This is a genomic window from Rhizorhabdus sp., from assembly GCF_018006725.1.
In the GTDB taxonomy this organism is placed as follows: domain Bacteria; phylum Pseudomonadota; class Alphaproteobacteria; order Sphingomonadales; family Sphingomonadaceae; genus Rhizorhabdus.
The window spans coordinates 51,649-67,289 of the sequence record NZ_JAGMXV010000003.1 but is presented as its reverse complement, the minus strand read 5'-3'; the positions used below and the strand labels follow the sequence as shown (position 1 = coordinate 67,289).

Here is a 15,641-nt window from a genome sequence, read left to right as displayed (position 1 = left end):
ATGCTGGACGGCCTGCGCACGGCAGGAATGCCCGAGGCCGCGATCCAGCTGGTCCCCGTCACCGATCGCGCGGCGGTTGGCGCGATGCTGAAGGCGCAAGGCCTGATCGACATCATCGTTCCGCGCGGCGGCAAGAGCCTGGTCGCCCGCGTGCAGGAAGAAGCACGGGTACCGGTGCTCGCCCATCTCGACGGCATCGTTCACCTCTATATCGACCGCGCAGCCGACCCCGCCAAGGCCTTGCCGCTCGCAATCAACGCGAAGATGCGCCGGACCGGCATTTGCGGCGCGACCGAGACGATCCTTATCGATCGGGCCTATGGCGAGGCCGGGACGATCGTCGGCGCCTTGCTCGAAGCCGGTTGCGAGGTGCGCGGAGATGCGTCGATCGCCTCGCTCGATCCGCGCGTCGTTGCTGCGAACGACGAGGACTGGGACACCGAATATCTCGACGCGATCGTCTCGATCGCCACGGTCGACGGGGTTGACGGCGCGCTCGCGCATATCGCGCGCCACAGCTCGCGCCATACCGACGCGATCGTGACCGAGGAGCAGACGACCGCCGATCGCTTCATCACGAGCGTCGACAGCGCGATCGTCATGCACAACGCCTCGACCCAGTTCGCCGATGGCGGCGAGTTCGGGCTGGGCGCGGAGATCGGCATCTCGACGGGCCGCCTGCACGCCCGCGGCCCGGTCGCGCTGGAAGGGCTAACCACCTACAAGTGGGTGGTGCGGGGTAGCGGGCAGCTTCGCCCCTGATTTGCGGGGGGTGGCCGGCACGGCGTTGCTGGGTCAGTTCAAACCCCTGTTTCCCGGCTCTTTTCGGCCACGGGCAACGGAAGCCGTGCAGCAACGTTCAACAAAGGTTCACGCGCGGCTTGCGATAAGCTGTTACGTAACTAGGTTGAAGAAGTTCGCAGGACCGTTCTCTAAAAAGACAAGGCCTTACCCATGCCGATCATCCGCAAGATATTCGCCGCAGCCGCGCCCCTCGCGTTGCTTGCGGTTGCTGCCTGCACACCATCGTTCAAGGCCAATGTGTCTCGCTTCCAGGCGTTGCCGGTACCCGAAGGGCAGACGTTCAGCGTCGTTGCCGCCGATCCGCGCAACGAGGGCGGACTCGAATTTGCCCAATATGCGAACCTCGTCACGCAGCGCCTGGCATCCTACGGTTATCGTCCGGTCGAGGGCGGCGCGAAGCCCGAGCTGATCGTGAAGTTCGACTATGGCGTCGACAACGGGGTCCAGAAGACGGTCACCCGTCCGTCGGCCCGTGGCGGCTTCGGCGCCTGGGGTGGCGGCCCCTGGGGCGGCTTCGGTCCCTATGGCCGTCGCTGGGGCTATGGCTCCGCCTTTTATTATGGCTGGGACCCCTTCTGGTACGATCCCTGGTATCCGGAAATCGACACCTACACGGTGTTCACCAGCCGCGCCGACATGATCATCGAGCGCGTGTCGGATGGCAAGCGCCTGTTCGAGGGCAAGGCGAAGGCCCGTTCGGTCGAGGACTCGCTGACCAAGCTGGTGCCCAACCTGATCGAGGCGATGTTCACCAACTTCCCCGGCCAGTCGGGCGAGGAAGTTCGTATCACGGTGGCGCCCGAAAAGAAGAAGTAAGGCTGCGACCTTTCGTCCATTGGGGGCGTCCGGCAATCGCCGGGCGCCCCTTTTCTTTGCCGGGCGTCAGGGGTTCCGAGGCCCCCGTCGGATGAACGCCGGGCTGCGCTTTTCAGCGAAAGCGGCGCAAGCCTCCTGAAAATCCTGCGTCATCAGCGCGAGGCACTGGACGTGGTTTTCCAGTTCCAGGGCGGCGCCGAGGCCCGGGGCGTCGAGATTGGCGCGCATGATCTGCTTGCTGTGCTTGATCGCATAATCACTGTTCTGCGCGATCTGTCGCGCCATCGCGATCGCGCTTTCGATGACCGGCCCCCCGGCGTCGGCCGGGCAGGCCAGACCGATCGCGACGGCTTCCTCCGCGCCGACCGGACGACCGGTGAGCATGATCTCGAAGGCGCGTGCCGAACCGATCATGCGGGGAAGGTGGTAGCTGATCCCGCACTCCCCGGCGCTGAGCCCGATCTTCACCGCCCCCACCAGGAAGCGGGCTTTGGCGCCAGCCACGCGCACGTCGGCGGCGAGCGCCAGCCCCATGCCGGCACCGACCGCCGCTCCGTCGATCGCGGCGATGACGGGAAAGCGCGCCTTGGTGATGGCCTCCATCAGGCCGGCGAAGCGTTCCTGCAGGTCCATCCACGCCATCGGATCCTGCGGCGCGCCGTCTCCGATCGCCTCCTTCAGGTCCAGTCCGGCGCAGAACACCTTGCCCTGCGCCGCGAGGACGAGAACACGAACATCCTCCTCGGCCTCGATGCGCGCCAGTTCCGTGCGAAAGGCGTCGACCATCGGCACCGTCATGGCGTTCGCCGCTTCGGGCCGTGCGAGAGACAGGACGCCGCAGCCGTCACCGATATGTTCGAACTCGATCATCATGCCCTCTCCAACATGGTCAGCGCCGTCTTATGGTCCGCTACCCCGGGGACGTCGACAGCCAGACGCAGCAGGCCACCGACCCCGCTCGCCTCGGCATTGCCGCCCGTTGTGACCAGAAGCGAGGCAGGTTCGCCGGGCATCACGGCGACGCTGACGATGTGCGGCGCATGCGATGTCAGGCAGTGGGTCTGACGGCCTTCGGCCGAGAAACGCCGCAGGATTCCGCTTTCCCAACAGGCGACCCACAGGGCACCATCGCGATCTGTGACCAACCCGTCGCTGTCGTCGAGCGAGATGAACAGTTCCGGCTTTTCCGGAACGCCATCGCCCAGGGCATAGCGCCACACGCCGCAGCTCGTTTCCGAATGGTAGAGCCAACGCCCACAGGGGCTGAAGGCAATGCCGTTCGATGCGAACACATCCCGGCGCATGACGGTGATCTTGCCGGACGCATCCATGTGGAAGAGGCAGCCCGGTGCCGGCTTACGACCCAATTCCATGATCGATACGAAATCGATCGTACCGGCATAGAAGCCCCCTGCGCCGTCGGCCTCCATATCGTTGACGGCGATGATCGGTTCGCCCTCGATCTCCGACAGGACCACTTGCGTATCTCCGGTCAGGGGATCGAGCGCGATGATGCCTCCACGCCCACCGCACAGGACCTTCCCGGACGCATCGTGAACCAGTCCGCCGACCCAGTCGCGTCCCGTCAGCATCGTCCTGACCGTGCCATCGGCCTCCCGACGATGGACGCTGCCGGCGGAAAGGTCGGAGAACCAGATCGAGCCATCGGCCGCCGCACGCGGCGCCTCGACGAACAGAAAGCCGGAAGCGAGTTCCTCGAAATCGGCGGCAGCAGGTTCAGGCACATCGCTCTCCATTATGTCCGACGACTATCCTACGCAGCGATCAGGTCTGTCATCCCGAAGCTCAACCCGCCCCCCTGCGGTGAGACCAACAGCAGCGCTCTCGCCAAAATCACAGGCGACCTGAAAGCCGACTGATATATGAACACCTAGTCAGGTTCATGTTAGCACGCAGCGAACTGCGCACTACCTGAACATTGGGAGAGTCACGATGATCGATCTGCATGCGATCCCGCCTCGTTGCAGCGTCCCACCTATCGCCGAAGAGCGATCGCGCCTCGCCCTCGTGCGGACACAGGCGCAATGAAGCCGCATCTCCAGGGCGTCCACCACTTCGCGCTGTCCGTTCCGGACATCGAGGTGGCACGCCGATTCTACGTCGAGTTGCTCGGCGCCGAAATCATCTCGGAAGTCGCATGGGAAGCCGGCAACCCCTGGATCGACGCCATTATCGGCGTCCCCGCCACCAGCGCGCGCACCTTCATCGCCCGGCTTCGTAACATCCAGGTCGAGATCTTCGAATATCTGGCGCCCGAACAGCCCGGCGCCGACCCGAACCGCCCCGTCCACCTCCATGGCTACACCCATGTCGGCTTTCAGGTGGACGACGTTCAGGCAACCTATGAGCGGATGATCGCGGCAGGCCTGCGCTTCCACACCCCGCCCGACCTGTCGACGATTACGGTCGACGAGGACGGGCAGAAGACGGGCTTCGCCGCGACCTATGGGCGCGACTTTTTCGGCAATGTCTTCGAGATCCTCGAAATCCATCCCAATCCGACCATCAAGCCGATCTGAGGCAAGGCTCGCCGGCTCCAGCACAGGAGAACAGAGATGAACTTCCCGGACAAGATCGATGCCGTGCGTATCCGCGACCGGGCCGACGTTCGCCGGGCTGCGATCGCTTTTCGCGAGGCGATATATGAGATGTTCGAATGCAGGATCGCTGCCTGCGACAACATCGCCCTCAGGCAGCGCATGCGCGACGGCGATGGCGCCAATCTGGCGACCGAGGTCTTCGGCTGGACCGAAAAGGACAAATGGCTGTGCACGCCTTATCTGGCGCTCGCCTCGCCGCTCACGACGGCATGCCGCTTCGAACCCGAGCCTTTCTGGGTCAATGCCGAAGGCTTCCGCACCCGCCTTCCCAACAGCTGGCTGGACGAGATCGATCTTGCCGATTTCGAGAAACGCGCCCTGACCCGCGCGGCGATCGTCGTTCCCGTCCATCTGCCTTTCGGCCAGATCGGCTCGGTCAGCTTCACCTTGCCCGATCCCGCGAGGCTCGACCTGTCGGCCGAATATGAGGCCTATGCCGATATGCTCGGCCTCTATTCGCGGACCTTCATCACCTCCTATCAACGGGCGATGGTGAAGCTCGGTGGCATCCCGGCGAATTGGTCGCTCTTGTCCAAGCGCGAGGTGGAATGCCTTTCCTGGGCCGCCGTTGGAAAGACCGACATCGAGATCAGCATGATCATCTCGCGCAGCCGGGCGACCGTCCGTTTCCACATCATGAATGCGGGAGCGAAGCTCAACGCGGTCAACCGCAGCCAGACCGTCTACAAGGCGGCGCAGCTGGGCTATATCGGCCTGAACTCCTGACCTGAACTCCTGAGCGACCCGCCCGGCTAACCGCGCTCGATATCCAGATAGGCAAGCGCCATCGCCAGGGCCGCCTCGGCGAAACCGGGTGATTCGATACGCAGCTGGGGATTGAGCTCGCCCGCAACCGGCAGGATCGACCATATGACCGCGCCGCGAACGATGTTGTGGACATAGGTCACCCTGCGCCGCAGATCGTCGGCGTCGCGATCGGGCAGCTTGGCGACCAGCAGGTCTGCGATCCAGGCCGCCACCTGCGCATTGGCCTCACTCTGGTCGCGATGCGTGGCGATATCGTCCAGCCGGTGACGCTCGATCAGGCGGAGCAGCCCGTCGTCGCTCTGGAAGGCGCTGAAGATGATGTCGACGTGCAGGGTGACGACATCGACGGGTGTGACCGAGCTGTCCTGCGCCGATCGGCACAGCGCTTCGATCTCGTGCATGCGGAGCGCGCGAAAGCCCTCGATAACGGTCTGCAGTAGCGCGGATTTGCTGGCAAAGCGCTGATAGACGGTGCCCACCGGAACGCCGGCCTCGGCGGCAATGGCGCTTACCGGCGTCGCTTCGAAGCCCCGCTCGGCAAACAGCTTCATGGCAGCGGCAACGATGCGCTCCAGTGCCGCACGGCTGCGCTGCTGGCGGGGCATGACATAGCTGGTCGAGTTGGCGAGCCACACGGCGGGATCGCGCTCGAACGGAAGTCTGCCAAGCAAAGCGGCGGGACTCTCGGATTCTTCCATGTCGCTCCCATATGCGCCAGCGGCACGTGGCGCCATAGAAGATCAGGCAGCGACCCGTTCCGGCGCAAAGGCTGAAAGCGCCGTGCGCAGCCGATCCGAACAGTCCCGAGCCATCCGCAGGAGCAGGTCGGCGCAGGTCGGCACATCGTCGATCAAACCGATCGCCTGGCTGGCCCAGACCAAGCCGCCGTCGACATCGCCCGTTTCGAGCGCGGCACGCCCCCTGGCCCCGGCCACCAGATGGGCGATGTCCTGGAACCCCGCGCCGCCGGGGCGATTTTCGATGGCGATAACCTCTTCCGACACCGCATTGCCAAGAACCCGCCCGGTGTTGCGCAGCGTGCGGAAGATCAGGCGCGTATCGCCCTCGCTCGCCTGCACCAGGGCGGCCTTGATCGCCGGGTGAATCGGGGCCTCCTGCGTGGCACAGAAGCGGGTTCCCATGTTGACGCCCGCTGCGCCGAGCGCGAGCGCTGCTGCCAGCCCCGCACCATCGGCGATTCCCCCCGATGCGATCACCGGGATCGACAGCCCGCGTACAGCAGCGGGAACCAGCACCAGCCCGCCGACATCCTCCTCGCCCGGGTGGCCCGCTGCCTCGAACCCGTCGATCGAGATGATGTCGACGCCCTTGCGCTCGGCCGACAAGGCGTGTCGCACCGTGGTGCACTTGTGCAGGATGATCATCCCCGCAGCCTTCGCGCGCGCGAAGAACTCCGGCGGAATCATGCCCGCCGTTTCCAGCACCTTCACCCCGCCGTCGATGGCCGCCTGGAGATAGGCTTCATAAGGCGGAGGCGTGCGGGCGGGCAGCATCGTCAGGTTCACCCCGAAGGGCTGATCCGTCATCGCGCGGCACAGCGCGATCTCCCGCGCCAGATCCTCCGGCGTCGGCTGGGTCAGGGCGGTCAAGATGCCCAGGCCGCCCGCATTGGATACCGCGCTGGCAAGGGCCGCACGCCCCACCCATTGCATGCCGCCCTGGACGATCGGCAGCCTGATGCCGGTCAGACGAGTCAGCGGGGTGTCGATGCGCGGCGGCATATCAATATTTCACGTTACGCGTGAAGCCGCCATCCACCGTTAGGTTGACGCCGTTTATCCAGCTGGCGCGCGCCGAGGCGAGATAGAGCACCGCATCGGCGATCTCGTCCGGCTTGCCGAAGCGGCCTGCGGGATGTTTCGTCCGATTGGCCTCATAATAGTCTGGCATCGCATCCTGCAGATAGGCCCAGCTGCCGTCGTCGACATAAGTGGGGCCCGGGCATACGCAATTGCTGCGAATACCGAACCGCATATAATCCTGCGACAGCTGGTGCGTGTAGTTGATCAGCGCCGCCTTGATCGCGCCATAGGAAAAGCCGCTTTCGCCAAAGGCATGGCTCTCGATCGCGGTGATCGTCGACATCTGGACGAAGGCGCCGCTGCCCGACGCCTTGAGATGCGGGAGCGCGGTGTCGAACATCGCCACCGCCGACATAAGGTCGACATTATAGTTGATGTCCCACCCCTTGCGGCTGCGCGGGATCCCGCCGAGCGCGCTGGCATTGGAGACGACGATATCGATACCGCCCATCTCCTCTGCTGCCTTCTCCACCCACGCCGTCACCTGATCGAAATAGCCGCAGTCGACGACGCTGCCATAGACCTGACCGCGCGAGGACAGCGCCGCCAGCGCTTCCGTCACCCCGTCCCCCGCCAGCGGGTTGGAGTGCACCTCGTCGTCGGACGGGTTTGGCTCGCCCGCACTGGCGCGCCGGCCGCAGAAGCTGACGATCGCCCCTTCGTCGAGGAAGCGCTCGACAATCCGCCGGCCAAGGCCTCGGGTTGCGGCGCTGACGATGACCTTCTTGCCTTTGAGTTCGAGATCCATCGGAATGTCTTTCTTCTGAACAGGAATGGCCGGCCGCGCGTCGGGCGCCGGCGGCGGCAGCCGAGGAAAGAAACGCTAATCGCGGGGCCTTAGAGATCGCCCGCCAGATACCGGTCGAGCGTGTCGTGCAGATGCCGGATGCGCGATTCCTGATAGTTGGACAGGATCTGCACGCCGGTGGCGCTCGCATACATGCCCTCGCGCTGCCAGCGCATGATGTCGGTGTCCTGATCGAGCACACTGGCCAGGAAGGGATCCATGCCCTCGACGCTGCTGAACGGCACATCCTCGGCGAGATCGACGACCTCGGCGGGGGTGAAATCGCCGCTCGCAGGCTTGGGCCGCAACACCATCTGATCGAAGATCGAGCGGTCGGGATCGTGACCATCGGGACGGAAGGTCTGGATCAGGCACAGGCCCGGCGCCGGGTAGAAATTGACGTTGGGAAAGACCGCATATTTGATGCTGTCGATCATCTCCGGCACCGAGTGGCCGGAATAATCCAGCCCATGCTCGCGCCGCATCGTCTCCCTGAGCTGCTGCGCCATCACCCAGCGCGCCGTCTTGCCCGACGGAACCTCCGAGCGCTCGCCAACCATCGACCCGTCACCGACCAGCATCATGTCGAGCAGTTGCTGCTGGGTCATCGTGACGGTGGAAGTCGGGCTGGGCGTGGCCATCGCGCAGAGATCGCGGCTGACATGATCGGAAAAAATGTCGTGCTGCATATTATGGTCGCCCACGACATTGGTCATTTCCGGGTGCACGACCGGCGTGTGATAGGCCTCCATGAAGGCCTCCTGCGCAAGCTTCCAGTTTCCGGGCAGGTGCTTGCGGATATGCGTGTGGACATACCAGCCGGTCATGTCCCAGTTCGCAAAATGCGCAGGAAGATCCTGCAGATATTCGGTCAGGCTCGGGCCGTCCTTCGCGAAGCTGATGAACACATTGCCGTTCCAGCTGTCCACCCGGACCTCGGGCAGGCAGGCCTTGGCCTTGTCGAGATGCGGGAACTCCCATTCACACGGGATCTTCCTGATCTTGCCGGACAGGTCCCATTCCCAGCCGTGGAACGGGCAGGCCAGCGACGCACTCCAGCCCGCGTCGCCGGACGGCTTCAGCTTGGTCCCGCGGTGCAGGCAGGAGTTGACATAGCCCTTGATGCCGTCCGCCGTCCGCACGAGCACAACCGACAGACGCGCAAGATCGTAGACGACATAGTCGCCCTCCTCCGCGAGATATTCCTCGCGGGTGGCATATTGCCACACCCGCTTCCACATCCGCTCGATCTCGAGGTCGAAATGGCGCGGCGAGGTGTAGCGTTCGAAATCGATCGGTCGCAGATCCTGCGGCGGATTGGCCTGAAGCGCGAGCACCGGGGGCAGGTCGCCGTCGCGCGCCGCGATATCGCCCCATGTGTTGTCGGGATATTGCGCGCGCTGCTGCGCCTGCACATCGGTCATATCGCTCTCCCAGGCATCGGGACTGCTCAGCCCCGTGTCGAGCATGAATATGAACCTACAGTCATATTTCGCAACGGCTATTCGCTTACCTGTCCAAAGGGTGAGGAAGAGCCCGGCCATGATGAGGTGACGCCGGTCGACCGACTAACCGGCGGCTATGCTAGGTCCCGACCAGATGAAGCTGCGGCCGGCCGGATGTACCGATGCGGGCCGTCAGGCCGGGCAGCCGCTCGATCCGGGCAACCAGTTCAGCGTCGAGCCTGAAGTCTCGGCCGAGCAGAACCTCGGCGCGCGAGCCATCGGGCAGCAACGCCTTCAGATACATCTCGCCCCTGCCTCCGCGCTCGCCCGCCACCAGCGCGGCCAGCGCCGGAATTGCCGCGGCATCCGCCGTCTCGACGTCGACGCGCAGGCGGATCGATTCCATCGTGTCGAAGCCTTGCAGCGTGCGGATCGTCACCCGGGGCGTCTCCTCGCCGGCACGCCAGTCGAGTTCGACGCGCAGCAGCGCACAGGCGCCGGTCTTGGCGGCGGTTTCCAGCTCGGCCGAGGCAAGATCGTCAAAACAGGTCGCGATGAACTGCCCGCTCGAATCGGAGCAGGTCGCCATCATGTAGCGCTTGCCCTTGGCCGAGGTTCGCCAGCGTGCCTCCTCGATCAGCGCGGCCATCACCGCATTGACCCGACCGCCATCGGCGGGCGCCGGCAGCGCACACAAAGCGGCGAAGCTGCGGGCGCCATTGGCATCGGCCAGATGGCGTATCTGGTCTGTGGGATGCGAGGAGAAGTAGAAGCCGAATGCCTCCTTCTCTGCTCCCATCCGGTCGGCAAGCGTCCAGGACAGTCCGCGATCGATCCGGATCGGCGGAATGCCGCCGTCGTCGAGGTCGCCGAACAGACCGCCCTGCCCGCTCTCGCGCTGCTGCGCGGCGCTGGACGCATGAGCGAGGATGAGTTCGGCCGAGGCGAATACACCCGCGCGTTCACTCTCCAGCGCATCGAAGGCGCCGCCCGCCGCCAGGCTTTCCAGTTGGCGCCGGTTCAGCAGGCGCGGGTCGATCCGGTCGGCGAAATCCTCCAGCGACCGGAACGCGCCCTTGGCCTTTCGTTCGTCGACCAGCTGCTCCATCGCCTTCTCGCCGACGCCCTTGAGCGCGCCGAGCGCATAGCGGACCGCATGAGCCTCGCCATGCGGCTCCACCGAAAATTCGGCCTCGCTGTGATTGATGCACGGCCCCAGGCACTGGACGCCCATGCGACGCATGTCGTCGATGAAGATGGCGAGCTTGTCGGTTTGCGCCATGTCGTAGCACATCGAGGCGGCGTAGAATTCGGCCTTGTGATGCGCCTTCAGCCAGGCGGTGTGATAGGCGACGAGCGCATAGGCTGCCGCGTGGCTTTTGTTGAAACCATAGCCCGCGAATTTGTCGATCAAATCGAACAGCTCGTTCGCCTTGTCCGCCGAAATGTCGTTCTTGGCACAGCCATCGACGAAGCGGCTGCGCTGGGCATCCATCTCCGCCTTGATCTTCTTGCCCATCGCGCGGCGCAAAAGGTCGGCGTCGCCAAGCGAATAGCCCGCCAGGATCTGCGCCGCCTGCATCACCTGTTCCTGGTAGACGAAGATCCCGTAGGTCTCGCTCAAAATGCCTTCGAGCAGCGGGTGCGGATATTGGATCGGCTCGCGCCCGTTCTTGCGGGCGCCGAAGGTAGGGATATTGTCCATCGGGCCCGGCCGGTACAGCGAGACGAGCGCGATGATGTCCTCGAAACAGGTCGGCCGGACCGCAGCAAGCGTGCGCCGCATGCCTTCCGATTCCAGCTGGAACACGCCGACCGTGTCGCCGCGCTGGAGCAGGGCATAGACCTCGGGATCGTCCCAGGCGAGCGCATCGAGGTCGACCTCGATTCCGCGCTGTTTCAGGAACTGGACTGCCTTTTGCAGTACCGACAGCGTCTTGAGGCCGAGGAAGTCGAACTTCACCAGGCCGGCGCCTTCGACATATTTCATGTCGAACTGGGTGACCGGCATGTCGGAACGCGGATCGCGATAGAGCGGCACCAGCGCGTCCAGTCGGCGGTCGCCGATCACCACGCCGGCGGCGTGGGTCGAGCTGTGGCGCGGCAGGCCTTCGAGCTTCATCGCAAGGTCGAGCAGGCGCCGGACTTCGACGTCGCCCTTATACTCGGCCGCCATCTCGGGCACACCGTTGAGCGCCCGGTCGAGCGTCCACGGGTCGGTCGGATGGTTGGGCACCAGCTTGGCGAGCCGGTCGACCTGGCCATAGCTCATCTGGAGCACCCGCCCGGTGTCCTTGAGCACGGCGCGGGCCTTCAGCTTTCCAAAAGTGATGATCTGCGCGACCTGATCGCGGCCGTATTTCTGCTGGACGTAGCGGATCACCTCGCCACGCCGGGTTTCGCAGAAGTCGATGTCGAAGTCGGGCATCGACACGCGTTCGGGGTTCAGGAAGCGCTCGAACAGCAGGCCCAGCCGCAGCGGATCGAGATCGGTGATGGTCAGCGACCAGGCGACCAGCGACCCCGCGCCCGATCCACGGCCCGGCCCCACGGGGATGCCCTGCTCCTTCGCCCATTTGATGAAATCGGCGACGATCAGGAAGTAGCCGGGAAAGCCCATCTTGATGATGATGTCGGTCTCGAACGCCAGCCGATCGAAATAGGCTTCGCGTTCGAGCGGATCGGTGATGCCGAGCTTTTCCAGCCGCCGCTCCAACCCTTCGCGCGCGTCGCGGCGGAGCATCTCCGCCTCGCCATCCCGGTCTCCCGCAAGGCTGGGCAGGATCGGCTTGCGATAGGGGGCCGACACCGCGCAGCGCTGCGCGACCACCAGCGTGTTGGCGAGCGCCTCGGGCAGATCCTCGAACAGGCGCTGCATCTCGGCTGCCGGCTTGAGCCACAGGTCCGGAGAACTGCGCGGGCGTTCGGCGGTGTCGATATAAGAGGAACTGGCAATGCACAGCATCGCGTCATGCGCCGGATGGAATTCGGGTTCTGCGAAACAGGCCGGGTTGGTCGCCACCAAGGGCAGGTCGCGTGCATAAGCGAGGTCGATCAGCGCAGCTTCGGCCTGTTCCTCGACCGCATTGCCGCGTCGGCACAGCTCGACATAGAGGCGGCCGGGGAAAAAGGCCTGCAGCGTGTCGGCATAGCTTTCGGCGGCCGCCTGCTGCTGCTCGGCCAGCAGCCGCCCCAGCGCGCCTTCGCCTGCGGCAGTCAGCGCGATCAGTCCGTCGGTGCGCCCTTCAAGCGCCGACAGCGGCACATGCGCGTCCTCGTGGACCGGACGCTCCAGATGGGCCGCAGAGACAAGTGCACAGAGATTGTCATAGCCCCGCTCGTCCTGCGCATAGAGGGCGATCCAATCGATGATCAACTGATCGATTCCCGGCCGCCGCACGGCGAGCATGGTGCCGATGATCGGCTGAATGCCCTCCTTCTTGGCGCCATCCGAAAAGGCCATCGCCGCATAGAGGCCATTGCGGTCGGTCAGTGCCGCCGCAGGAAAACCTCGCTTTCGGGCGTGTTTGGCGATCGCCTTGGGATCGATCGCGCCTTCGAGCATCGTGTAGGCGGAGAAGATCCGCAGCGGGACGAAGGGCTGATAAGGCATGAACCGGAATGTATGCCCCCCGGAGGGATTCGTCAGCCCTCGCCGCCCCTTTTATCCACAGTCTTGGCAGCCGGTCTGGAGCAGCTATGAGGAGGGCGCCGTCGGAAAGCAGCTTTCGGTGGCAAGCGTCGTCAAACTGCTCGGCAGCAATTTGGTCGAGGCACCCTGATAGCTCGCCGAAATCGCTACCTTGGTCATTCCCGACACCGACGAACATGTGGCCGCGCCGGTGAGCGTCACGGCAGCAGCATCGATCTTCACGCCATTGGCGGCGGCGCGAGCGACGGCATAGCTCTTCACCCCGGCGCTGTTGGTACAACCGGTCGCGCCGAGCGCGGCGCACCGCGCCGTGTTGGTCGCGACTTCCTGCAGCGCCTGGAAGCTCCAGGCCATGCGCGCGCCATCAATGATGAGGAACATGAAGGCGAGGAAGGCGGGCGCAACCAGCGCAAACTCGGTCGCGGTGACGCCGCGCCGGTCGCCCACAAGCGAGCGGAGCATCATTCGAGACGCACGACGGCGGTACGCGTCTGCGTCAGCGCGCCGCCCAGCATGGCGGCGGGAACGAGCATCGTGTTGCTCGTCGCGGTCGCCTTGATCGTCATATAATAGCCCGCCAGGCTGCCGTCGCTGCAGGTCGAATTGCAGGCGGCGGTGGTATAGGTCGGCGCGGCCGAGGTCCCGCCGAGACAGGCGCAGGTCCGCGAGCTGTTGACGCAATTGGACGTGCCGCCATTGCAGCCGACGGTCACCGTCGGGGCGGTCGACAGTTTCGCCGCAACCCCGACATAGGTGCCGATCGCGTTCTGGTTGACCGCAGTGCGCCCGTTGAACGCGATCATCGCCCCCTGCTCCACCGCGCTGTCGAGGCGGAGGCGCTGATGATACCACATGGCGACGTCGAGGCCGGCCGTCATCACGAAGAAGAACAGTACCGAGAGCAGTGCGAACTCGATCGTCGCCATGCCGCGCTGGTCACCGGCCAGCGAAGCGAAGTCGGGTCGCCGCATCATTTGAACAGGGCCACGCTGGCGACGCTGCTCGCCGATCCCGACATGCCGGTGCAGGTGCTGCCGATCGCCGTGCCGCCATTCAGGCTGAGCGTGTTCACGATCAGCATCAGGCAGGCCGAGGTGCCCGACGACATGGATGCGCCGCCGTCGACCACCATGTCGGACTTTGGCGCATAGACGAGGCCCGAATATTTGCCCGATGCGCCGCCACCCAGCTTGGTCGCGGAACTGCTCTTCGTCATCAGCAGGACGTTGGGCACGCCGTAGCTGGCGCTGGCGCCCGGCGCGGCGAGATCGAGCGTGGTGCCCCCGGCGAAGGAGAAGGTGCCACCGAGCGCGAAGCTGATCTCCGTGCCCTGGATCGTGCCGCCGGTGCCGTTCGTAAAATTGCCTTTGATGATATAGAGCCCGGGGCTGAAGATGGCGCTCGACGACAGTGTCAGGTCGCCATTGATGACGTGATTCACCGACTTGGGAAACACGATCAGGCTGCCACCGCCGGTGTTCGAGATATTGCCGTCGGCGCTGAAGACTCCGGCCGCTGCGGTCGCCTTGGTGCAATCGGACGTGAAGCAGACTTGGCTGCCGCCTTCGACGGTGATCGCGTTGCCCGATCCGTCCTTGCCGATGACGACCGTGTTGCCCACGCCGATCGCGACCTTGATATAGGCCCCGCCCGACAGGCTCATGCCGCCGGCCAGATTGAAGTTGCCGCTGCCGATGTCGATCTTCTTGCCGCCGAGGATCGTCAGCGATCCGAAGCTGTGATCGCCATTGCCGACGGTGATGGGGTTGTTGGCATTGACCTTGAAATCGCCCGCGACCGTGACCGTTCCGTTGCCGATCGTCATCGTGTCGCCGCTCATGTCGATCGAATCGAAGGTCAGGGTGGAACCCGAGGCGAAACTGATCTTGCAGCCGCCGGGCACGGTCAACTTGCGGATGCTGTAGGTGCCGGCAGGAACCGTGTAATCGCAATTATAGGCAACAGCCTGATATTTACTGGGTTCCGAGCCGCCGATTGCTTCATAAGCCAGCGTCCAGTCCTTGGCCGGCCCGGTATAGCGGACCGCCGTTGGCGCGACCTTGGCCGAAATGCAGGTCGTATTGCCGTCGGCGTAATCGGCATCGCTGGTCGCGGTCAGCTTGTTGACCTGGCACAGGGCGGCTTTCAGTCCGCTGTCGTCCTTCATCCAGTCGCTGGCCGCACCCGACTTGTTCTGCAGAATGTTGTTCGCGGTCGGCGAGGTCGTGATGCCGCTGCCGGGGTTGTTGACGCTCTTGCCCGCCGCCACCTGCTTAGCCGTTACGTAGGTGCCATAGGGCACGGTGACCCCGGCATTGGTCCCGACGGCACAGCCCGGCGCGTTGATGCTGACGCCGCCGGTCAGTGTGATGCCATAGGTCGGCGTGGCCGAAAGCGCTGCGATGCACGGGGGCGCCGTGCTGCTGGTCGTCGAGGTGGTCGCGGAGCCGGTTGCCGTGACATCGTAGGACAGCGATGCCGTGAGCACCCGGGCGAGAGCCAGCGGGACCGAGGTCGTAACGGTGACCTGCACCAGTTGCTTGCTGGTCGGCGCGTCGGTCACCAGCGCCACGTTTGCGGCGCTCGCAGGCAATCCCTGCGCCACGACCACCGCCTTGGCCGAAGCGGTCATCTGCGTCGTGTTGTTGTTGACGTTATAGGCGAGCGCCCCTGCCAGCGCGGCCATGTCGGCAATACGCTGGTTCGTCTGGTCGGCGGCATAGCCGCGCCCAAGCTCGATCGCGAAAGCCCCCATGCCGACGATGGTCGTCAGCGACAGCGCACCGATGACGGCAACGCCCCCGCGCACGCAGCGCGCAAGGCGACCGGCAGCGTCACTGGCTGACTTGCTCCAGGCCCGGATCATAGCTCCGCCCTAGGCAAAAATGCTTAACGGACCGCTCAGCTGCTATGGTTAATGGCGGT

At 64.7% G+C, this 15,641-nt stretch carries 14 protein-coding genes; 4 read left to right on the top strand and 10 right to left on the bottom strand.

Annotation, left to right across the window (positions count from 1 at the left end; genetic code table 11):
- Together KAY22_RS01255 and KAY22_RS01250 are read left to right on the top strand one after the other, a co-directional pair.
- A partial coding sequence (locus KAY22_RS01255) for a glutamate-5-semialdehyde dehydrogenase (RefSeq protein ID WP_296619122.1) occupies nucleotides 1-762 on the top strand: 762 nt, incomplete at its 5' end.
- Nucleotides 763-954: 192 nt separating this feature from the next.
- Entirely contained in the window at nucleotides 955-1,620 is a 666-nt protein-coding gene (locus tag KAY22_RS01250) for a DUF4136 domain-containing protein (protein ID WP_296619120.1), read from the top strand.
- 66 nt (nucleotides 1,621-1,686) lie between these two features.
- Here the strand turns inward: KAY22_RS01250 and KAY22_RS01245 are convergent, their stop codons facing one another.
- Both KAY22_RS01245 and KAY22_RS01240 read right to left on the bottom strand, forming a co-directional pair.
- Nucleotides 1,687-2,493 (bottom strand): enoyl-CoA hydratase/isomerase family protein, encoded by an 807-nt coding sequence (locus tag KAY22_RS01245; protein WP_296619117.1) that lies wholly within the window; start codon nucleotides 2,491-2,493, stop codon nucleotides 1,687-1,689.
- Nucleotides 2,490-3,365 (bottom strand): SMP-30/gluconolactonase/LRE family protein, encoded by an 876-nt coding sequence (locus KAY22_RS01240; protein ID WP_296619114.1) that lies wholly within the window; start codon nucleotides 3,363-3,365, stop codon nucleotides 2,490-2,492. The genes KAY22_RS01245 and KAY22_RS01240 overlap by 4 nt, the downstream gene beginning before the upstream one ends.
- A gap of 300 nt (nucleotides 3,366-3,665) precedes the next feature.
- On the opposite strand from KAY22_RS01240, the gene KAY22_RS01235 reads away from it, so the two are divergent.
- Together KAY22_RS01235 and KAY22_RS01230 are read left to right on the top strand one after the other, a co-directional pair.
- Complete coding sequence (locus KAY22_RS01235; RefSeq protein ID WP_296619111.1) at nucleotides 3,666-4,160, top strand: VOC family protein; 495 nt, start codon at nucleotides 3,666-3,668, stop codon at nucleotides 4,158-4,160.
- Nucleotides 4,161-4,196: 36 nt separating this feature from the next.
- On the top strand, nucleotides 4,197-4,967 hold the full coding sequence (locus KAY22_RS01230) for a helix-turn-helix domain-containing protein (protein ID WP_296619108.1): 771 nt from the start codon (nucleotides 4,197-4,199) through the stop codon (nucleotides 4,965-4,967).
- A gap of 26 nt (nucleotides 4,968-4,993) precedes the next feature.
- Here KAY22_RS01230 and KAY22_RS01225 read toward each other — a convergent pair whose 3' ends face one another.
- The 8 genes from KAY22_RS01225 to KAY22_RS01190 all read right to left on the bottom strand — a co-directional run bounded on the left by KAY22_RS01225 (nucleotide 4,994) and on the right by KAY22_RS01190 (nucleotide 15,582).
- Nucleotides 4,994-5,707 (bottom strand): TetR/AcrR family transcriptional regulator, encoded by a 714-nt coding sequence (locus KAY22_RS01225; RefSeq protein ID WP_296619107.1) that lies wholly within the window; start codon nucleotides 5,705-5,707, stop codon nucleotides 4,994-4,996.
- A gap of 42 nt (nucleotides 5,708-5,749) precedes the next feature.
- The gene (locus KAY22_RS01220; RefSeq protein WP_296619105.1) at nucleotides 5,750-6,751 is read right to left on the bottom strand and encodes a nitronate monooxygenase family protein; all 1,002 of its coding nucleotides are present in this window, start codon (nucleotides 6,749-6,751) and stop codon (nucleotides 5,750-5,752) included.
- Between the two features lies 1 nt (nucleotide 6,752).
- Nucleotides 6,753-7,580, bottom strand: coding sequence for an SDR family oxidoreductase (locus KAY22_RS01215; protein ID WP_296619103.1), 828 nt, complete (start codon nucleotides 7,578-7,580; stop codon nucleotides 6,753-6,755).
- 89 nt (nucleotides 7,581-7,669) lie between these two features.
- Nucleotides 7,670-9,088 carry an aromatic ring-hydroxylating dioxygenase subunit alpha gene (locus tag KAY22_RS01210; protein ID WP_296619100.1) on the bottom strand — a complete coding sequence of 473 codons (1,419 nt, stop codon included), beginning with the start codon at nucleotides 9,086-9,088 and terminating at the stop codon, nucleotides 7,670-7,672.
- Between the two features lie 115 nt (nucleotides 9,089-9,203).
- Entirely contained in the window at nucleotides 9,204-12,677 is a 3,474-nt protein-coding gene (dnaE, locus tag KAY22_RS01205; protein WP_296619097.1) for a DNA polymerase III subunit alpha, read from the bottom strand.
- Nucleotides 12,678-12,761: 84 nt separating this feature from the next.
- Nucleotides 12,762-13,181 carry a TadE/TadG family type IV pilus assembly protein gene (locus KAY22_RS01200; protein ID WP_296619095.1) on the bottom strand — a complete coding sequence of 140 codons (420 nt, stop codon included), beginning with the start codon at nucleotides 13,179-13,181 and terminating at the stop codon, nucleotides 12,762-12,764.
- Nucleotides 13,178-13,690: a TadE family protein gene (locus tag KAY22_RS01195; protein WP_296619093.1), complete on the bottom strand. Its 513-nt coding sequence runs from the start codon at nucleotides 13,688-13,690 to the stop codon at nucleotides 13,178-13,180. The genes KAY22_RS01200 and KAY22_RS01195 overlap by 4 nt, the downstream gene beginning before the upstream one ends.
- Entirely contained in the window at nucleotides 13,687-15,582 is a 1,896-nt protein-coding gene (locus tag KAY22_RS01190; protein WP_296619089.1) for a Tad domain-containing protein, read from the bottom strand. Before KAY22_RS01190 ends, KAY22_RS01195 begins: the two co-directional genes overlap by 4 nt.
- Between the last annotated feature and the right edge of the window lie 59 nt (nucleotides 15,583-15,641).